We start from the raw sequence: 18,893 nt of genomic DNA, 5'->3' as shown, positions 1-18,893 counted from the left end.
CCCCATATTCCGAAAGGCGCCAGATTTAACAGTCTGGCGCCTTTTTTGTTTCAGTGGTTTGAGTGCCGGTGGCTGCAGGTTGTGGGCCGCAGGGGCAGGTCGCTTCGTCGTATTTATGTTTCTCGATGATGCCTGATTTGCCCGCCGATCCCCTCGCGGGGTTGGCTGTCAGGGACGGATTGCCGATTCCTTCTATATATAGGAAGGTGGGTGCAGAGCCCTGGCTTGATTGGCTGTATTTGCTAACAGGGCGAGGCACAACCGTTTGTCCCCGCCTATAAATTGCCTGCTGTTTTTTTACCCGTTTTCAGTAGGGTGACTTCTTGAGTTTGACCCACTAGAATGCATGCCCTTGATTCTGGGGTCGGAAACGGCCGGCTAACGTCTGTGCAACGAGGAATATCCATGCAAGTTTCTGTTGAAAATACTTCTGCTCTTGAGCGCCGCATGAGCATCACCGTGCCGGCTGAGCGCATCGAGACTCAGGTCAACAAGCGTCTGCAGCAGACTGCCCAAAAGGCCAAGATCGCTGGCTTCCGTCCAGGCAAAGTGCCAATGAGCGTGATCCGTCAGCGTTTCGGGGCTGATGCACGTCAAGAAGCCGTGGGCGACGTGATCCAGTCTTCCTTCTACGAAGCTGTCGTCGAGCAGAAGCTGAATCCGGCTGGTTCGCCTTCGATCGAACCTAAAACCCTGGAAGCGGGCAAGGACCTGGAATACGTAGCCGTATTCGAAGTGTTCCCTGAGTTCACCGTTGCCGGTTTCGAAGGCATCACCGTCGAGCGCCTGAGCGCCGAAGTGGCTGACGCCGATCTGGACAAGATGCTGGAAGTCCTGCGCAAGCAGAACACCCGTTTTGAAGTGGCCGAACGCGCTGCCCAGAACGAAGACCAGCTGAACATCGATTTCGTCGGCAAGGTCGACGGTGAAGTGTTCGCAGGCGGTTCTGCCAAAGGTACTCAGCTGGTGCTGGGTTCCGGCCGCATGATCCCTGGTTTCGAAGACGGTCTGGTTGGCGCTAAAGCCGGCGAAGAGCGCGTTCTGAACCTGACCTTCCCAGAGGACTACCAGAACCTCGACCTGGCAGGCAAAACTGCTGAGTTCACCGTGACCGTGAACACCGTTTCCGAGCCTAAACTGCCAGAGCTGACCGAAGAGTTCTTCGCTCAATTCGGCATCAAGGAAACCGGTCTGGAAGGCTTCCGCACCGAAGTTCGCAAGAACATGGAGCGCGAACTGCGTCAGGCGATCAAATCCAAGGTCAAGAATCAGGTGATGGACGGTCTGCTGGCCACCAACCCGATCGAAGTGCCTAAGGCTCTGCTGTCCAACGAAGTCGACCGTCTGCGCGTGCAGGCTGTTCAGCAGTTCGGTGGCAACATCAAGCCTGACCAACTGCCGGCCGAGCTGTTCGAAGAGCAAGCCAAGCGCCGCGTCGTGCTGGGTCTGATCGTGGCTGAAGTGGTCAAGCAATTCGACCTCAAGCCTGACGAAGCCCGCGTTCGCGAGATGATTCAGGAAATGGCTTCGGCCTACCAAGAGCCTGAGCAGGTTGTGTCCTGGTACTACAAGAACGACCAGCAACTGAACGAAGTCCGTTCGGTTGTGCTGGAAGAGCAAGTTGTGGATACTGTTCTGCAGAAAGCTAGCGTGACCGACAAATCGGTCTCTTACGAAGAAGCGGTCAAGCCGGTAGAAGCTCCACAAGCCGACTGATTGGTTTTGCGGTAAGAAGTACACACCATAAGCCAGCCTTCGTGCTGGCTTATGCGTATTCAAGACATAACTATTTGGGAGTGACTGCGAGACATGTCCCGCAATTCTTATTATCAGAGCTCTGACATCCAGGCCGCAGGCGGTCTGGTCCCGATGGTTATCGAGCAGTCTGCCCGTGGCGAACGTGCCTATGACATCTACTCGCGCCTGTTGAAGGAGCGAGTGATCTTCCTGGTAGGTCCGGTAGAAGACTACATGGCCAACCTGGTTGCGGCGCAACTGCTGTTCCTTGAAGCGGAAAACCCGGACAAGGACATCCATCTTTACATCAACTCACCAGGCGGTTCGGTGACTGCGGGCATGTCGATCTACGACACCATGCAGTTCATCAAGCCAGACGTTTCCACCACCTGCATCGGTCAGGCCTGCAGCATGGGTGCCTTCCTGCTTGCCGGTGGTGCTGCCGGCAAGCGTTTCTGCCTGCCGAACTCGCGCATGATGATTCACCAGCCGTTGGGCGGCTTCCAGGGTCAGGCGTCGGACATCGACATCCATGCCAAGGAAATCCTCCACATTCGTTCGCGTTTGAACCAGCTGTTGGCTCATCACACCGGTCAGAGCCTCGAAACCATCGAGCGCGATACCGAGCGCGACAACTTCATGAGCGCTGAGCGTGCGGCTGAATATGGCCTGATCGACTCTGTGATCGACAAGCGTAAAATGCCCGCCTAAGCAGCCCAAATGTAGGTGGTCGGGGTAACTGACCGCCTGCGGGCTTGAAAAAGCCTGCAATTGCCTTCATCTTGTGTTGCAAGCCTATCGGATTTGGATCGATCGAATGACTGACACCCGCAACGGCGAGGACAACGGCAAACTGCTCTATTGCTCCTTCTGTGGCAAAAGCCAGCATGAAGTGCGCAAATTGATTGCCGGCCCCTCGGTCTTTATCTGCGACGAGTGCGTCGACCTGTGCAATGACATCATCCGTGAGGAGGTGCAGGAAGCCCAGGCCGAAAGCAGCGCGCATAAATTGCCTTCGCCTAAAGAAATCAGCGGCATCCTTGATCAGTACGTGATTGGTCAGGAACGTGCGAAAAAGGTTCTGGCCGTAGCGGTGTATAACCACTACAAGCGTCTGAACCAGCGCGACAAAAAGAATGACGACGTCGAACTCGGCAAAAGCAACATCTTGCTGATCGGCCCGACAGGCTCGGGTAAAACCCTGCTTGCCGAAACTCTGGCCCGCTTGCTGAACGTTCCGTTCACCATCGCCGACGCAACCACCCTCACCGAGGCGGGTTATGTGGGCGAAGATGTCGAGAACATCATTCAGAAGCTGCTGCAGAAGTGCGATTACGACGTAGAAAAGGCCCAGATGGGCATTGTCTACATCGATGAGATCGACAAGATCTCGCGCAAGTCTGACAACCCGTCGATCACCCGGGACGTTTCCGGTGAAGGCGTGCAGCAGGCCCTGCTCAAGTTGATCGAAGGCACGGTCGCTTCCGTTCCACCTCAAGGTGGTCGCAAGCATCCGCAGCAGGAATTCCTTCAGGTCGACACCCGTAACATCCTGTTCATCTGCGGTGGTGCGTTCTCCGGTCTGGAAAAGGTTATTCAAAACCGTTCCACCCGTGGCGGCATCGGCTTCAACGCAGAAGTGCGCAGCAAGGAAGAAGGCAAGAAAGTCGGTGAATCCCTGCGTGAAGTCGAGCCTGACGATCTGGTCAAGTTCGGTCTGATCCCGGAATTCGTCGGGCGTCTGCCGGTACTTGCCACGCTGGACGAGCTTGATGAGGCTGCGCTGATGCAGATTCTCACCGAGCCGAAGAATGCCCTGACCAAGCAGTATGCCAAGCTGTTCGAGATGGAAGGCGTGGACCTGGAATTCCGGGCCGACGCGCTGAAATCGGTCGCCAAACGTGCCCTGGAACGCAAAACCGGTGCCCGTGGCCTGCGCTCGATTCTCGAAGGTGTATTGCTCGACACTATGTATGAAATCCCCTCGCAGTCCGAGGTGAGTAAAGTAGTGATCGACGAAAGCGTTATAGAAGGCAAGTCCAAGCCTCTGTATCTCTATGAGAACAGTGAGCCGACTGCCAAGGCAGCGCCAGACGCTTAAGCGTCACACTGCTGGAATAAAGAAGGGGCCTTCGGGCCCCTTTGCTATTGTGGGAGACGGGGCAGCTAACCTGAATTTCTGGATGCGCCGGGATAAATGCAGGCGCTACCGTAAGCTCTGATTTTTTAAGTGATTCTTTTATCCGCTTGTTTTTTTTGAAAACAGCCCCCATCTTGGTTTCAAGCTTACTTCCATCTGTTTACGGCCTTATGGCCGCCGTAGAGGCGAAATCATGAAGACGACCATCGAATTGCCTCTCCTGCCATTGCGTGATGTCGTGGTTTATCCGCACATGGTTATCCCGCTGTTCGTGGGGCGCGAGAAATCCATCGAAGCTCTCGAGGCAGCGATGACGGGCGACAAGCAGATCCTTCTGCTGGCTCAGCGGAATCCTGCTGACGACGATCCCGGTGAAGAAGCACTTTATCGCGTAGGCACCATTGCTACCGTTCTGCAGCTGCTCAAACTGCCTGACGGCACCGTCAAGGTTCTTGTCGAAGGCGAGCAGCGGGGCGCCGTGGAGCGCTTCAGCGAAGTCGACGGCCACTGCCGTGCCGAAGTCTCGTTGATCGACGAAACCGAAGCGCCAGAGCGCGAATCGGAAGTGTTTGTCCGCAGCCTGCTGGCTCAATTCGAACAATATGTGCAGCTGGGCAAGAAAGTCCCCGCTGAAGTCCTGTCGTCGCTCAACAGCATCGACGAGCCGGGCCGCCTGGTCGACACCATGGCCGCGCACATGGCCCTGAAGATCGAGCAGAAGCAGGAAATCCTCGAAATCATCGATTTGTCGGCCCGGGTCGAGCACGTTCTGGCGTTGCTGGATGCCGAGATCGATCTGCTGCAAGTCGAAAAACGCATTCGCGGCCGCGTTAAGAAGCAAATGGAGCGCAGCCAGCGCGAGTACTACCTGAATGAGCAGATGAAGGCCATTCAGAAAGAGCTGGGTGACAGCGACGAAGGCCACAACGAAATCGAAGAGCTGAAAAAGCGCATCGATGCCGCCGGTCTGCCGAAAGATGCGTTGGCCAAGGCTCAGGCCGAACTGAACAAGCTGAAGCAAATGTCGCCAATGTCCGCGGAAGCGACCGTGGTGCGTTCGTACATCGACTGGCTGGTTCAAGTGCCATGGAAAGCCCAGAGCAAAGTGCGCCTGGACCTGGCCCGTGCCGAAGACATTCTCGACGCCGACCACTACGGTCTGGAAGAAGTCAAAGAGCGGATCCTCGAATACCTCGCCGTGCAGAAGCGCGTGAAGAAGATTCGCGGCCCGGTATTGTGCCTGGTCGGTCCTCCAGGGGTGGGTAAAACCTCTCTGGCGGAGTCGATTGCGCATGCCACCAACCGCAAATTCGTCCGCATGGCCCTCGGTGGCGTGCGCGATGAGGCGGAAATTCGTGGTCATCGCCGGACTTATATCGGTTCGATGCCAGGAAGATTGATTCAAAAGATGACAAAGGTGGGCGTCCGTAACCCGCTGTTCCTGCTCGATGAAATCGACAAAATGGGCAGCGACATGCGTGGCGATCCAGCGTCGGCGTTGCTGGAAGTGCTCGACCCCGAGCAAAACCACAACTTCAACGATCACTATCTGGAAGTCGACTACGACCTGTCCGATGTGATGTTCCTGTGCACCTCCAACTCGATGAATATTCCACCGGCGCTGCTGGACCGGATGGAAGTGATTCGTCTGCCGGGTTACACCGAAGACGAGAAGATCAACATCGCCGTCAAATACCTTTCGCCCAAGCAGATTGCTGCCAACGGCCTGAAGAAAGGCGAGCTGGAATTCGACGCCGAAGCGATTCGCGACATCATTCGCTACTACACCCGCGAAGCCGGTGTACGTGGGCTGGAGCGCCAGATTGCCAAGGTTTGCCGCAAGGCGGTCAAAGAGCATGCTCTGGAAAAACGCTTCTCGGTGAAGGTGACAGCCGAGATGCTGGAACACTTCCTGGGCGTGCGTAAATTCCGTTACGGCCTGGCTGAACAGCAGGATCAGATCGGTCAGGTCACCGGCCTGGCGTGGACCCAGGTGGGCGGCGAATTGCTGACCATCGAAGCCGCAGTCGTGCCGGGTAAAGGCCAGCTGATCAAGACCGGTTCTCTGGGTGACGTGATGGTCGAATCGATCACCGCAGCCCTGACCGTTGTTCGCAGCCGTGCTAAGAGCCTGGGGATTCCCCTGGACTTCCACGAGAAGCGCGACACGCATATCCACATGCCTGAAGGGGCAACCCCGAAAGACGGCCCTAGCGCCGGTGTAGGCATGTGCACGGCCCTGGTGTCGGCATTGACTGGCATTCCTGTAAGAGCGGACGTCGCCATGACCGGCGAAATCACCTTGCGTGGGCAGGTGCTGGCGATCGGTGGCTTGAAGGAAAAACTGCTGGCTGCTCACCGTGGCGGAATCAAGACGGTGATCATTCCTGAAGAGAACGTACGCGATCTGAAGGAAATTCCTGACAACATCAAGCAAGATCTACAGATTAAACCCGTTAAATGGATTGACGAGGTCCTGCAAATTGCGCTGCAATACGCGCCGGAACCCTTGCCGGATGTGGTTCCGGAGATCGTTGCAAAGGATGACAAACGCGAGTCTGACTCTAAGGAAAGAATTAGCACGCATTAGTACGCATTTGCCTGGGGGGCTTCCTTGACAGTTTTTTAGAGCCCTTGTTATAAAGCGGCTCTTAAGTGTCTGTAGGCCATTCAGCACTCGTTTTTTTGCTTTCACCAAAAAACTTAGAATCAAACTCAAATAGATATAAGGGGACTTAGAGTGAACAAGTCGGAACTGATTGATGCTATCGCTGCATCCGCTGATATCCCGAAAGCTGCTGCTGGCCGTGCGCTGGACGCTGTAATCGAATCCGTCACTGGCGCTCTCAAGGCTGGTGATTCTGTTGTTCTGGTTGGTTTCGGTACTTTCTCCGTGACTGATCGTCCAGCTCGCATCGGTCGTAACCCACAGACCGGTAAGACGCTGGAAATCGCAGCAGCCAAAAAACCAGGTTTCAAAGCCGGTAAAGCACTGAAAGAAGCTGTCAACTAAGTTCGATTCAGGTTTTTGCCTATCCGGGTCGGGGTCATTCCTGACTTGGCAGCGGAGCGGTAGTTCAGTCGGTTAGAATACCGGCCTGTCACGCCGGGGGTCGCGGGTTCGAGTCCCGTCCGCTCCGCCAGTTACGAGAAGGCGCATCCTCGGATGCGCCTTTCTTCTATCCGGATTCTACCCACGCTCCACGGTTGCCTAATTTTGAAGTTCAACCGTTTCTGGGGGACGCATGCTGCAGAATATCAGGGACAATTCACAAGGCTGGATTGCCAAGACCATTATCGGGGTCATCGTTGCACTGATGGCTTTGACCGGTTTCGACGCTATTTTCAAGGCCACGACGCACAAAAATGACGCGGCCAAGGTCAACGGCGAAGAAATCAGCCAGAACGAGCTGAGCCAGGCGGTCGATATGCAACGCCGTCAGCTCATGCAACAGCTGGGCAAGGATTTCGATGCTTCCTTGCTCGACGAAAAAATGCTGCGCGAATCGGCCCTCAAAGGCCTGATCGATCGCAAACTGCTGCTGCAAGGCGCAGAAAAATCGAAATTCGCTTTCTCCGAAGCCGCTTTGGATCAGGTGATCCTGCAAACGCCTGAGTTCCAGGTGAACGGCAAGTTCAGCCCTGAGCGTTTCGACCAGGTCATCCGTCAACTGGGCTACAGCCGTCTGCAATTCCGTCAGATGCTGGCTCAGGAAATGCTGATCGGTCAGCTGCGCGCTGGCCTGGCCGGTAGCGGTTTCGTCACCGATGCACAGGTGTTGGCCTTCGCCCGTCTGGAAAAGCAGACCCGTGATTTCGCCACCGTGAACATCAAGGCAGACCCGGCGGCAGTGAAACTGACCGACGATGAGGTCAAGGCCTACTACGACGAACACGCCAAGGAGTTCATGACGCCGGATCAGGTGGTCATCGATTACCTTGAATTGAAGAAGGCATCCTTCTTCGATCAGGTCAGCGTCAAGGACGAAGACTTGCAAGCGGCGTATCAGAAAGAAACCGCGAACCTGTCCGAGCAACGCCGGGCTGCGCACATTCTGATCGAAGTGAACGACAAGGTGACCGAGGCGCAAGCCAAGGCCAAGATCGAAGAAGTTCAGGCGCGCCTGGCCAAGGGCGAGAGTTTCGAGGCCCTGGCCAAGGAGTTCTCCCAGGATCCAGGTTCGGCGAACAACGGCGGTGACCTCGGTTTTGCAGGTCCGGGCGTCTACGATCCAGCGTTTGAAAAAGCCCTGTATTCGTTGGCCAAGGATCAGGTCTCGGAGCCGGTTCGCACTGACTTCGGTTTCCACCTGATCAAGCTGTTGGGTGTCGAAGCGCCTGAAGTGCCAACGTTCGCCAGCCTGAAAGACAAGCTGACCCGCGAGTTGAAAACCCAGCAAGTCGAGCAGCGTTTCGTCGAAGCGACCAAGCAATTGGAAGACTCCTCGTTCGAGTCCTCTGATCTGGCCCAGCCGGCACAAGACCTGAAGCTGACCGTTCACACGTCCGCGCCATTCGGCCGTGAAGGTGGCGAAGGCGTTGCGGCCAATCGTGCCGTGGTGACCGCTGCATTCAGTCCTGAAGTGCTGGATGAGGGTGCCAACAGCACCGCCATCGAGCTGGATCCGGAAACCGTGATCGTGCTGCGCGCCAAGGAGCACCGCAAGCCTGAGCAACTGCCGCTGGAAAGCGTGGCTGCCAGCATCCGCGTGCAATTGACCAAGGAGCACGCCAGTGCCGCCGCCAAGACCAAGGCCGATCAACTGATCGCCAGCTTGCGTGATTGCAAGACTGCACTGGACAAGGCGATCGATGGTCAGAACTGGAAAGTTACCGCAACCGCGACTCGCGCTCAGGAAGGGGTCGACCCAACCGTGCTGCAAGCGTTGTTCCGCATGCCCAAGCCAGTCTCCAAGGACAAGCCGACCTTCAGCAGCGTGACCCTGGCCGATGGTAGCCTGGTGGTCGTGCGTCTGAACGGCGTGAATGAAGGCGCTGCGCCGACCGAAGAAGAGAAGGCTCAATACCGTCGCTTCCTCGCCTCGCGCATTGGCCAGCAAGACTTCGCGGCCTACCGCAAGCTGCTGGAGCGTGAGGCTGAGATCAAGCGTTTCTGATGCCTGACTGAGTTTTGCGCGACACAAAGGACCCCAGCCGAAAGGTTGGGGTTTTTTTATGAGGGAAACGAAAAGATCGCAGCCTGCGCTAGCGCTTTCAGGGGGGCGCGCGCGGTCATCTTTAGGCGCTGCCACGGGCGGTGATTTTTTGATTTTTGCTCCGGCGGGACTTTCTCCCGAGATGATGGTCAATGAATCTGTAGCCGTTTTAGACAATCGTTGCTCCGCTAAGCATCGATCTGTTGCACAATACGCCTCGAACCGTTTTCCTCAGGATGTTCAATGTTTAAATCAATTCCCATGCGTGTTGTAGGGCTGGCCTTGGTGCTGGCCGCCGCTGCCGGTTGTTCGTCGAAGAAGGCCGCCATCTATGAGCATGAGAACTTCGACGACTCGGGAACGTTTTCGCGCAGCTACCCGGTGACCGATGCGCAAACCTGCGAAGCCGCCCGTCGGGCCTTGCTTAGCCAGGGTTACATCATCACCAGCAGCGATCCGAAACTGGTCAGTGGGCACAAGAGCTTCCAGCAGACCGGCGAAACCCATATGGAGATCAGCTTCAGTGTGGTTTGTGCCGATGACGGCAGCGAGGGGCACCATGCGACCATGTTCGCCAACGCCCTGCAGGACCGATATGCGCTGAAAAAGACCAACAACTCCGCCAGCCTCGGCGTCGGCGTATTGGGCTCGGTATCGATGCCGATCGGCTCGTCCGATGATTCGATGGTCAAGGTCGCCAGTGAAACCGTGTCCTCGGCCAAGTTCTACGAGCGTTTCTTTACCCTGGTCGAACTGTTCCTGCCGCCGGAAGCGAAGAAGGCCGCGCACATTATCGAGAAGCCGAAAACCGAACTGGGAATGCCTGAAGCCAAGGCTGCCCCCGCTCAGTTGGCGCCAACCCCGGCACCGGCGGCAGAACCTGCACCTGCACCTGCACCAGCGCCGGCAGCCGAGCCCGCACCTGCCGCCGCGCCTGCCACTTCGGAGCCTGTTGTGCCGCCTGCTGAAACAGCGCCGATTACCCCGGCCAAGAGCACCGAGCCGACGTCGTCCACGGAAACGGTCACTCCAGTAGCGGACTCGAGCACGCTGCCGCCGCCGACCGAGCCGATTTCGGCGATACCTGTCTCCGGCCAGTAATGGGCTTGCTTGTTATGGGGGCGGGTCAGACGATACCGCTCCCGTAACGTCCTTCAAGACTGATCCACATCAAGTCGGGCTGTATTCCCACAGTCCGTGTCGAAAAATCCAGTGATAAATTCCTGACCACCTGCTACGTTTTATTCAGTAGCGACGTAGTGTCGTACCCGCGTCATTTTTCTTTCATGCGGGCACTTTATGCTCAAGGCGTTGGTCATTTATTCAAGCGATTTTTTCAACAAGCGATGGGGGTTTAATAATGGACGATTATCAAGAAGAACTGCTCGAGTATCAGGCCTTTGAACTGGACCCGCTGGAACCGGCCGAAGACGCTACCGAGCTGTAATTACGCTGACTGCGGCGAAACTCGCCGGGCGTCTGGCCGTTCCAGCGTTTGAAAGCGCGCTGAAAGGCTTCGGCTGAGGCAAACCCCAGAAGATAGGCGATTTCGCCGAACGCCAGTTCAGTGTCGCGGATGTAGGTCATGGCCAGGTCACGACGTGTATCGTTGAGAATTGCACGAAATTGCGTGCCTTCCTCGGTGAGTTTGCGGCGCAAGGTCCAGGTTGGCAGCTTCAGGCGTGCCGCCACTTCTTCCAGGTCGGGTTCCCGGCCACCATTGAGCAACGGGCCCAGCAACTGAGTGATGCGTTCACGCAGGCTGCGGGTGCGTGTCAGTTGCTCAAGTTCCCGTTCACACAGTTGCAGCAGGTGCCGCCAGGTGCTCGGGCAGTGCTCCGGGTTGCGCTGGGCGAGGCTGTCCAGGCCCAGGCGCAGTTGATTCTGTTCGGCGCCAAACTGAATCGGACAGTCGCCGAGTACGGCATAGGCCTCAAGGTAATCCGGTGCATCAAATTCGATCTCGATTCGTTCGGCGCGCAGTGGGGCAGGGCTCACGCTGGACAATTGCTGCAACCAGCCAGCGATGATCGAATCCACCACGAAGCGGTTGTAGGCGTTGTAGGGGCTGATCGAATAGAACCGCAGCCAGGCGCCTTGGGCGTCTTCGTGAAAGCTCGACTGGCCTCGATAGTTGGAGCCGTACAGCGCTTCGAAACGAATCAGGCAGCGCGCCGCTTCGCGCACGGTGGGAGCCTGGGCGGCGGTGACGCCGGCCAAGCCGGCCTGGCTCAGGCGACTGAGCTGGCCCATGCGCAAACCCAGCGCCGGGTCGTCGGTCAGTTGAATAGCGCCGTGGCCCAGACGCATGTAGCGCGGGATCGACAGGCGGGCACCGGCTTCGGCCAGTCGCGCGGCGTCGAGGCCGTACTGTTCCAGCAACGGTTGTGGGTCCAGGCCATGGCTGCGCACGGCGTCGGCCAGGCTATGGACGAAGCCCACCGACAGATCCCCGAGGCGCATCGGCTGCGGTTTCATCGCTTACAACCAGAGGTTCAGCAATTGCGCGCCGCGGGCATCGCTGTCGGCGAAATGCTGCCCGTTGCTGCTGAGGAAGCTTTGACCGGCGCTGCTCTTGTCCCAGAACTGACCGCGCAGGAACACACTCATGCCGGCGATGCTCTGGCTGGCCGGTGGTTGGGCGGTCAGCGTCAGCCGCTGCCAGGCCTGACCTTCGCTGAGTTCGCCGGCCTTGAGGCTGACAGAGCCCGGCGCGGGCAGGCCTCTATAGCCGCGCCATGGTTGATCCCAGGACCCACGCCCGACGACGAACGCCGGGACCGCCACCAGTTGCGCGCCTTGGGCGTCAAGTTTGCGGTAGTTGTCGGGGTACCAGCTGTCGCTGCCGATCAGCACGCCGAGGCGTCCGGCCGGGGTGTCGACGACGTTGACCGGATGATCGGAGTTGCCTTGGAGCGTGCCACGTCCAGCGAACGTCGGGTGCACTTGTCGCTGGGGCTGGCCGATTGGCAGACCGTCGCGACTGAACACCACGCTGCTGTTGTACAGCGCACCGTGGCCGATGTGCAGGGTGCCGTCGCTGACGCTCGGCTCGGGCAGCACGATGGAACCGGCCACCAGGGTCACGTGGAATTCTTTCGCCAGGCCACCGAACAGCGCCTGGTAATCCTTGGCCATGCGTTTGGCTTTCATCCGCAAGTGCGCGTCGTCGAGACGGTTGCTGCCTTCGGCGCTGATCAGGGCGCGGATGAACTGCAGCGGGTTGCTCACCGCCAACCAGTTCATGGCTTCCTTGAGGGTGGTGGCCTGGTACAGCTCGTCTTTCTCGCCGCTGACCATCAGCCAGGTGCCGACATGTTCAGGCAGTACGACGATGGTTTTTTCATTCAGCAGGCCCTGGTCCTGGGCCTTCTGCAAATAGGCCGCGAGCTTGCGGTGCAGGCGTTCAGGGCTTTGATAGTCGGTGGGGAACAGCTCGGGCTGGATGCCCAGCAGATTGCCACGATCGGCGGGTGTGCCCTGATCGACCGCGAGATTGATGCGCAGGTCCGACAGGTAATGACCCACCGGACGGTCCGCGGCCCACATCGCGTAGGTCGTCAGAACGGCGATCAACGCCATGGAGAGGGTCAGGTACAGAAGTTTGCGCATGGAAAACAGTCAGCGGCCGTGTGCAGGGTTCGCGACTAGGGTAGGGCCCATGCCAGCGCTTGCCAAGGGGCGCTGCGCATTTGGATCAATAAGTTGTCAGTTACGGTCATTGAGTGACAGCGGTGCGACTCTTAGTCTGTCGAACATGACTGACGGGGGCCGAAGAGCTCCTGCAAATTTTCCGTGATCGCTCGTTGTGGAGTTACCGATGGCCGCCGCTCATTACCCGCACCTGTTGGCCCCGCTGGACCTGGGTTTTACCACGTTGCGCAACCGTACCCTGATGGGTTCGATGCACACGGGCCTCGAGGAAAAACCCGGCGGTTTCGAGCGCATGGCCGCGTACTTTGCCGAACGTGCCCGTGGCGGCGTAGGCCTGATGGTCACTGGCGGTATCGGCCCGAACGATGAGGGTGGGGTTTACTCGGGCGCGGCCAAGCTGACCTCCGATGAAGAAGCGCTCAAACACCGGATCGTCACCCGCGCGGTGCACGAGGCGGGCGGCAAGATCTGCATGCAGATCCTGCATGCCGGGCGTTATGCCTACAGCCCGAAACAGGTGGCGCCGAGCGCGATCCAGGCGCCGATCAACCCGTTCAAGCCTAAAGAGCTGGACGAGGAAGGCATCGAGAAGCAGATCAGCGATTTCGTTACCTGCTCGACCCTGGCGCAAAAAGCCGAGTACGACGGCGTCGAGATCATGGGTTCCGAAGGTTATTTCATTAACCAGTTCCTCGCGGCCCACACCAACCATCGCACTGACCGCTGGGGAGGTGTCTACGAAAACCGCATGCGCCTGCCGGTGGAAATCGTCCGTCGGGTGCGCGAAGCGGTCGGCCCGAACTTCATCATTATCTTCCGCCTGTCGATGCTCGACCTGGTGGAAGGCGGTAGCACCTGGGAAGAAATCGTGCAGTTAGCCAAGGCCATCGAGCAGGCGGGCGCGACCATCATCAACACCGGCATCGGCTGGCACGAAGCGCGGATTCCGACCATTGCCACCAAAGTGCCGCGTGCAGCGTTCAGCAAGGTCACGGCGAAACTGCGTGGTTCGGTGAGTATTCCGCTGATCACCACTAACCGCATCAACACCCCGGAAGTCGCCGAGCAGATCCTGGCCGAAGGCGATGCCGACATGGTGTCGATGGCGCGACCGTTCCTCGCCGACCCGGACTTCGTCAACAAGGCGGCGGCCGGCCGTGGCGATGAAATCAATACCTGCATCGGTTGCAACCAGGCTTGCCTGGATCACACGTTCGGCGGCAAGTTGACCAGTTGCCTGGTGAACCCGCGGGCCTGCCATGAAACCGAACTCAATTACCTGCCGGTGCAGCAGATCAAGAAAATCGCCGTGGTTGGCGCCGGTCCCGCGGGGCTGTCCGCCGCCACCGTGGCGGCCGAGCGCGGTCATCAGGTGACGCTGTTCGATTCGGCCAGCGAAATCGGCGGCCAGTTCAACATCGCCAAGCGCGTGCCGGGCAAGGAAGAGTTCTTCGAAACCCTGCGCTACTTCAACCGCAAGTTGCAGACCAGCAACGTCGAGCTGTGCCTGAACACCCGTGTGGACGTGGCGCAGCTGGTCGAGGGCGGTTACGACGAAATCATCCTCGCTACCGGCATCGCGCCGCGGGTGCCGGCGATTCCGGGTGTCGAGCACGCCAAGGTGCTGAGCTATCTGGACGTGATCCTCGAGCGTAAACCGGTGGGCAAACGCGTCGCGGTAATCGGCGCTGGCGGTATCGGTTTCGACGTGTCGGAATTCCTCGTGCACGAAGGCGTGGCCACCAGTCAGGACCGCGACGCGTTCTGGAAGGAGTGGGGTATCGATACGCACCTTGAAGCGCGTGGCGGTGTCGCGGGCATCAAGGCTGCGCCGCATGCGCCGGCCCGCGAAGTATTCCTGCTGCAACGCAAGACCTCCAAGGTCGGTGATGGCCTGGGCAAGACCACCGGCTGGATTCACCGCACCGGTCTGAAGAACAAAAAGGTGCAAATGCTCAACAGCGTCGAGTACCTGAAGATCGACGACGAAGGCCTGCACATCCGCATCGGCGAAAGCGGCGAACCGCAGGTGCTGCCGGTGGACAACATCGTGATCTGCGCCGGGCAGGATCCATTGCGCGAGTTGCACGACGGTCTGGTTGCGGCCGGGCAGAACGTGCACTTGATCGGCGGCGCGGACGTGGCGGCGGAGCTGGATGCCAAGCGTGCGATCAACCAGGGGTCGCGGTTGGCGGCTGAACTCTAACGTTCGCAGCTATCCCTTGTAGCAGCTGGCGCAGCCTGCGTTCGGCTGCGCAGCAGTCGCAAAATCAGCCATCGCGGTATTCCAGATAAACCGAGGTGTCAGGATTGACGACTGCTTCGCAGCCGAACGCAGCCTTCGGCAGCTGCTACAGGGATCGTGCTGGCTGATAGACTCCTGTTTTTCGTCAGAACGTAACGCATCAATGCTTTCCCCTCCAACAGACTGGCTCCCCCAAGCCCCTCTCGAACCCCTTCACCTCGACTGGCTCACCACCGCCGGCATCGACGTCGCCATCCTGCGTTTGGACCAGATCGACCCGCTGATCAGCGGCAACAAGTGGTTCAAACTCATCGAACACCTGAAAGCCGCCGACCAGAACGGCGCCCAAGGCATCATCAGCCTGGGCGGTGCTCACTCCAACCATCTCCACGCATTGGCCGCCGCAGGCAAGCGCTTCGGGTTCACCACGGTCGGTTTGCTGCGCGGGCATCCGCAAGACACCCCGACAGTAAAGGACTTGCAGGCGTTCGGCATGCAGTTGCACTGGCTGGGTTATGGCGGTTATCGAGCGCGGCATGAGCCGGGTTTCTGGCAGCCGTGGCGGGCGCAGTATCCCGAGCTGCAACCGGTGCCGGAAGGTGGTGGTGGCTTGCGTGGGGCGAAGGGCTGCATGCAGCTGGTGGCGCAGGCCCGCGAGCAACTGAGTGGTCTGGGCTGGAGCCATTACGACGGCTGGTGGCTGGCCTGCGGAACGGGCACGACCCTGGCCGGTCTGGTGCTGGCCGAGGCGGGTGAACACCCGGTGTATGGCGCGCTGGCGGTGCCCGATGATCATGGCGTGGCGCAGCAGGTCGAGATGATCGGGCGGGAAGCCGGTTGGGTCGATCCCTTGTATGAACTACTGGACGCCAGCCGTGGCGGTTTTGCCAAAGTCGATCCGCAGCTGCTTGCATTCATCGAGCAGACCGAACAGGCCAGCGGCATTCTTTTCGAGCCGCTGTACACCGGCAAAGCGCTCATGGCTCTCAAGCAACAAGTCGAAGCTGGTAAATTTCCCCAAGGCACGCGCCTGATCTTCATCCACACCGGCGGCCTGCAGGGCCGCCGGGGTTTCGAGCAAAGCGGTCGCGATTAACCGCGTTTGGGCATCATCCGCAGCAAGGTGTTATCGCGCACCACATAGTGGTGGTAAATCCCGGCCACCGCGTGCAACCCGATCAGCCAATAACCGATGGTGGCGCCGAGCTCATGCCAGCCTTGGAACTGCTTGGCCAGCGGTTTGTTTTCTTCGATCAGCAATGGCAAGTCGACGCCATAGAACATCACCCGATGCCCCTCGGCGCTGGTAGTCAGCCAACCCAGAACCGGCACGGTGATCATGAAAATATACAGTGCCCAATGCATCAGCCTGGCAACCACGGTTTGCCAGCGAGGGGAGGCGGGGAATATCTGCGGTGCCGGCCCCAGGCTGCGGGCGAACAGCCGCAACCAGACCAGCACGAACACGGTCAGGCCGAGCATGAAGTGCGCTTCCTTGATCAGCGTTCGGCCGCCACTGCCTTTGGGAAAGATCCCGCGAAATTCGATACAGGCGTAGACCAGTATTAACAGAACCAGCATCAACCAGTGCAGCGCGATCGATACGGTGCTGTAGCGTGATTCGGAATTCTTCCAGGGCATACGGTGTTTCCTCACAATTCTGGTCTGAAGTCACCGTTCTTGTTCGACGGCGTGCACTAACTGTAATCCTGTTTCGCAGGATTTGCCCGAGGCAAATGGGCCGCTCAATGCTCTAAATCAAGTGATCGACCACAAAAAAGCGTCAGTTCCATCCAAGGAACTGGCGCTTGTATTATGAGGCGAGGGGTGCGATCAGTTGGCTTGCGGCATCTCGCCGTTGGCCAGGCGCTTGTTGATGTCGGCGATCACCTCGGGCAAATCGGTGATGGTGTCGATCATGTAGTGCGGTCGCGAGCCTTCGAACAGGGCATGAATGCGCTTGCGTTCGCTGGCCAGTTGGTCGCTGCTTAGCGCGCGATAACCTTCGTAGTCCAGACCCAGCGCGTTACCGGAGCAGATCAACGCCACGGTCCACATGCCGGCACGGCGACCTTCGAGAATGCCCGGCACCGTGTCGTCGATCTTCAGGCAGGCCGCGACGTCGTCGATGCCCAGCGCAATCACATTGGCCAGGGCCTGAGCGGGCCATGGGCGGCCGTTGGGCACTTCGTCGGTGGCGACCACGTGATCGGCGACATAGCCGTTGGTGGCGGCCAGTTCCACCACTTTGTCCATGACTTGTTTCGGGTAGCCGGAGCACGAGCCGATCTTGATTCCTTGCTGACGCAGGTTGGCGATGGTGTCCAGGGCGCCCGGAATCAGTGCCGAGTGTTCGGCGATTTTTTTGATCTGCAGCGGCATAAAGCGATGGTAGATGGCGGTGACGTCATCGTCGGTCGGCGTGCGGCCGAACACCTGGCGATAACGCTCGGCAACTGATGGCTGATCGCACAGGGTGCGGATGTGGTCCCACTTGCCCATGCCCATCGGCCCACGGGCTTCTTCGATGGAAACCTGGACGTCGAACTCGGCGAAGGCTTCGACGAAAATCTGCGTCGGGGCGATGGAGCCGAAGTCGACCACGGTGCCGGCCCAGTCGAGGATGGCGGCTTGCAGTTTGGTTGGGTTTACATAGTTCATGTCTCTGATCTCTGTAGGAGCGAGGCTTGCCCGCGAAGAACGATTACAGGGTTTAACTGACGCACCGGTGTCGTCTGCATTCGCGGGCAAGCCTCGCTCCTACAGGGAACAGTGGTGGTTTAGATTTCGATGACTTCCATCTCGCGCAGCACCTCGGCCACGGCCGCCACCGCTGCGTGCATTTCGGCCTGGTTGACGTGGCCGATGCAGCCGACCCGGAAGGTTTCGACCTGGGTCAGTTTGCCGGGGTAGAGGATGAAACCCTTGGACTTGACCCGTTCGTAGAATTCCTTGAACTGATAGCGCGGGTCTTTCGGCGCATGGAAGGTAACGATGATCGGCGCCTGGATCGCCGCGGGCAGGAAGCTGCGCAGGCCGAGTTTGGCCATGTCATCGAGCAGCACCTGGCAGTTGTTGGCGTAGCGCTGATGCCGGGCGGGCAAGCCACCTTCTTCGTGGTATTGCAGCAAGGCTTCGTGCAGCGCCGCGACCACGTGGGTCGGCGGGGTGAAACGCCATTGACCGGTCTTGGCCATGTAGGTGTGCTGATCGAACAAGTCCATCGCCAGCGAGTGCGAGTTGCCGGCGGCGTTCGCTAGCGCTTCTTTGCGAGCGAAAACGAAGCCCATCCCCGGCACGCCCTCCAGGCATTTACCCGAGGCGGCGATCAGGGCGTCGAAAGGCACCTGTTGCGCATCGATCGGCAGGGCGCCAAACGAGCTCATGGCGTCGATGATCAGGCGTTTGCCGTGCTGCTCGATGACGTGGGCGATTTCTGCCAGTGGGTTGAGGATGCCGGTGCTGGTTTCGCAGTGAATCAAGGCGACGTGGGTGATGCTGGCGTCGGCCCGCAGCAAGCGGTCGACGTCGACGGCGGTGGTCGGCTCGTCTTCGGCGGTTTCGAAGGTGTTGAACGAACGGCCGAGCACTTCGCAGATCTTCGCCAGGCGTTTGCCGTAGGCGCCGTTGATCAGCACCAGGACTTTGCCGTCCCGGGGCACCAGCGTGCCGATCGCCGCTTCGACCGCGAACGTGCCGCTGCCTTGCAGGGGCACGCAGTGGTGGCTGTCGCCGGCGTTGATGATCACCAGCAATTTCTCGCACAGGCTGGCGGTCAATTGGTTGAAGCGGTCATCCCATGAACCCCAGTCGACCATCATCGCCTGACGGGTACGTTGCGATGTGGTCAATGGGCCGGGGGTGAGCAGGATGGGCTCGGCAGTACGCATTCTTGTGTCCTTGCAAAAGCTCGGTGGGATGAAACTACGGGGCATAAATTGCAATTCGGCGTGCTATCAAT

Annotated in this window: 14 protein-coding genes and 1 tRNA gene; 10 read left to right on the top strand and 5 right to left on the bottom strand. The window is 58.8% G+C overall.

All coding sequences use genetic code 11. The annotated features are described in order from the left end of the window. Positions 1–405: 405 nt before the first annotated feature. The 8 genes from tig to AC07V0_RS09465 all read left to right on the top strand — a co-directional run bounded on the left by tig (position 406) and on the right by AC07V0_RS09465 (position 10,134). On the top strand, positions 406–1,716 hold the full coding sequence (gene tig / locus AC07V0_RS09500) for a trigger factor (protein WP_026286355.1): 1,311 nt from the start codon (positions 406–408) through the stop codon (positions 1,714–1,716). A gap of 93 nt (positions 1,717–1,809) precedes the next feature. Then, positions 1,810–2,448: an ATP-dependent Clp endopeptidase proteolytic subunit ClpP gene (clpP, locus tag AC07V0_RS09495; RefSeq protein ID WP_018925423.1), complete on the top strand. Its 639-nt coding sequence runs from the start codon at positions 1,810–1,812 to the stop codon at positions 2,446–2,448. A gap of 106 nt (positions 2,449–2,554) precedes the next feature. Then, on the top strand, positions 2,555–3,838 hold the full coding sequence (gene clpX, locus AC07V0_RS09490) for an ATP-dependent Clp protease ATP-binding subunit ClpX (protein ID WP_018925424.1): 1,284 nt from the start codon (positions 2,555–2,557) through the stop codon (positions 3,836–3,838). 232 nt (positions 3,839–4,070) lie between these two features. After that, entirely contained in the window at positions 4,071–6,467 is a 2,397-nt protein-coding gene (gene lon / locus AC07V0_RS09485; protein ID WP_007940400.1) for an endopeptidase La, read from the top strand. Between the two features lie 150 nt (positions 6,468–6,617). Next, positions 6,618–6,890: an HU family DNA-binding protein gene (locus AC07V0_RS09480; RefSeq protein ID WP_002552737.1), complete on the top strand. Its 273-nt coding sequence runs from the start codon at positions 6,618–6,620 to the stop codon at positions 6,888–6,890. A 53-nt stretch (positions 6,891–6,943) separates the two neighbouring features. After that, positions 6,944–7,020: transfer RNA gene (locus tag AC07V0_RS09475), tRNA-Asp, on the top strand. A 102-nt stretch (positions 7,021–7,122) separates the two neighbouring features. Further along, positions 7,123–8,994: a SurA N-terminal domain-containing protein gene (locus tag AC07V0_RS09470; protein WP_086945070.1), complete on the top strand. Its 1,872-nt coding sequence runs from the start codon at positions 7,123–7,125 to the stop codon at positions 8,992–8,994. Between the two features lie 282 nt (positions 8,995–9,276). Then, entirely contained in the window at positions 9,277–10,134 is an 858-nt protein-coding gene (locus AC07V0_RS09465; protein ID WP_064618906.1) for a DUF2242 domain-containing protein, read from the top strand. A gap of 291 nt (positions 10,135–10,425) precedes the next feature. Here the strand turns inward: AC07V0_RS09465 and AC07V0_RS09460 are convergent, their stop codons facing one another. Both AC07V0_RS09460 and AC07V0_RS09455 read right to left on the bottom strand, forming a co-directional pair. Further along, positions 10,426–11,511 carry an AraC family transcriptional regulator gene (locus AC07V0_RS09460; protein ID WP_018925427.1) on the bottom strand — a complete coding sequence of 362 codons (1,086 nt, stop codon included), beginning with the start codon at positions 11,509–11,511 and terminating at the stop codon, positions 10,426–10,428. Between the two features lie 3 nt (positions 11,512–11,514). Beyond that, on the bottom strand, positions 11,515–12,645 hold the full coding sequence (locus AC07V0_RS09455; RefSeq protein WP_086945069.1) for a carbon-nitrogen hydrolase family protein: 1,131 nt from the start codon (positions 12,643–12,645) through the stop codon (positions 11,515–11,517). Positions 12,646–12,853: 208 nt separating this feature from the next. Between AC07V0_RS09455 and AC07V0_RS09450 the strand changes: the two genes are divergently transcribed. Then, entirely contained in the window at positions 12,854–14,893 is a 2,040-nt protein-coding gene (locus AC07V0_RS09450) for an oxidoreductase (RefSeq protein ID WP_086945068.1), read from the top strand. Between the two features lie 202 nt (positions 14,894–15,095). After that, the gene (locus AC07V0_RS09445; RefSeq protein WP_086945067.1) at positions 15,096–16,028 is read left to right on the top strand and encodes a 1-aminocyclopropane-1-carboxylate deaminase/D-cysteine desulfhydrase; all 933 of its coding nucleotides are present in this window, start codon (positions 15,096–15,098) and stop codon (positions 16,026–16,028) included. Here the strand turns inward: AC07V0_RS09445 and AC07V0_RS09440 are convergent. The 3 genes from AC07V0_RS09440 to AC07V0_RS09430 form a co-directional block, all read right to left on the bottom strand. Beyond that, a complete protein-coding gene (locus AC07V0_RS09440) occupies positions 16,025–16,573 on the bottom strand; it encodes a cytochrome b (RefSeq protein WP_018925431.1) in 549 nt (182 codons plus the stop codon). The genes AC07V0_RS09445 and AC07V0_RS09440 overlap by 4 nt on opposite strands. 192 nt (positions 16,574–16,765) lie before the next feature. Continuing rightward, positions 16,766–17,593, bottom strand: coding sequence for a phosphonoacetaldehyde hydrolase (gene phnX, locus AC07V0_RS09435; protein ID WP_086945066.1), 828 nt, complete (start codon positions 17,591–17,593; stop codon positions 16,766–16,768). A 119-nt stretch (positions 17,594–17,712) separates the two neighbouring features. Then, the gene (locus AC07V0_RS09430) at positions 17,713–18,822 is read right to left on the bottom strand and encodes a 2-aminoethylphosphonate--pyruvate transaminase (RefSeq protein ID WP_086945065.1); all 1,110 of its coding nucleotides are present in this window, start codon (positions 18,820–18,822) and stop codon (positions 17,713–17,715) included. Positions 18,823–18,893 lie beyond the last annotated feature (71 nt).

It is taken from the genome of Pseudomonas sp. GW821-FHT01E10 (genome assembly GCF_059422365.1).
Note: the sequence above shows the minus strand (reverse complement) of the source record. Positions and strands in the feature narration are given on the sequence as shown.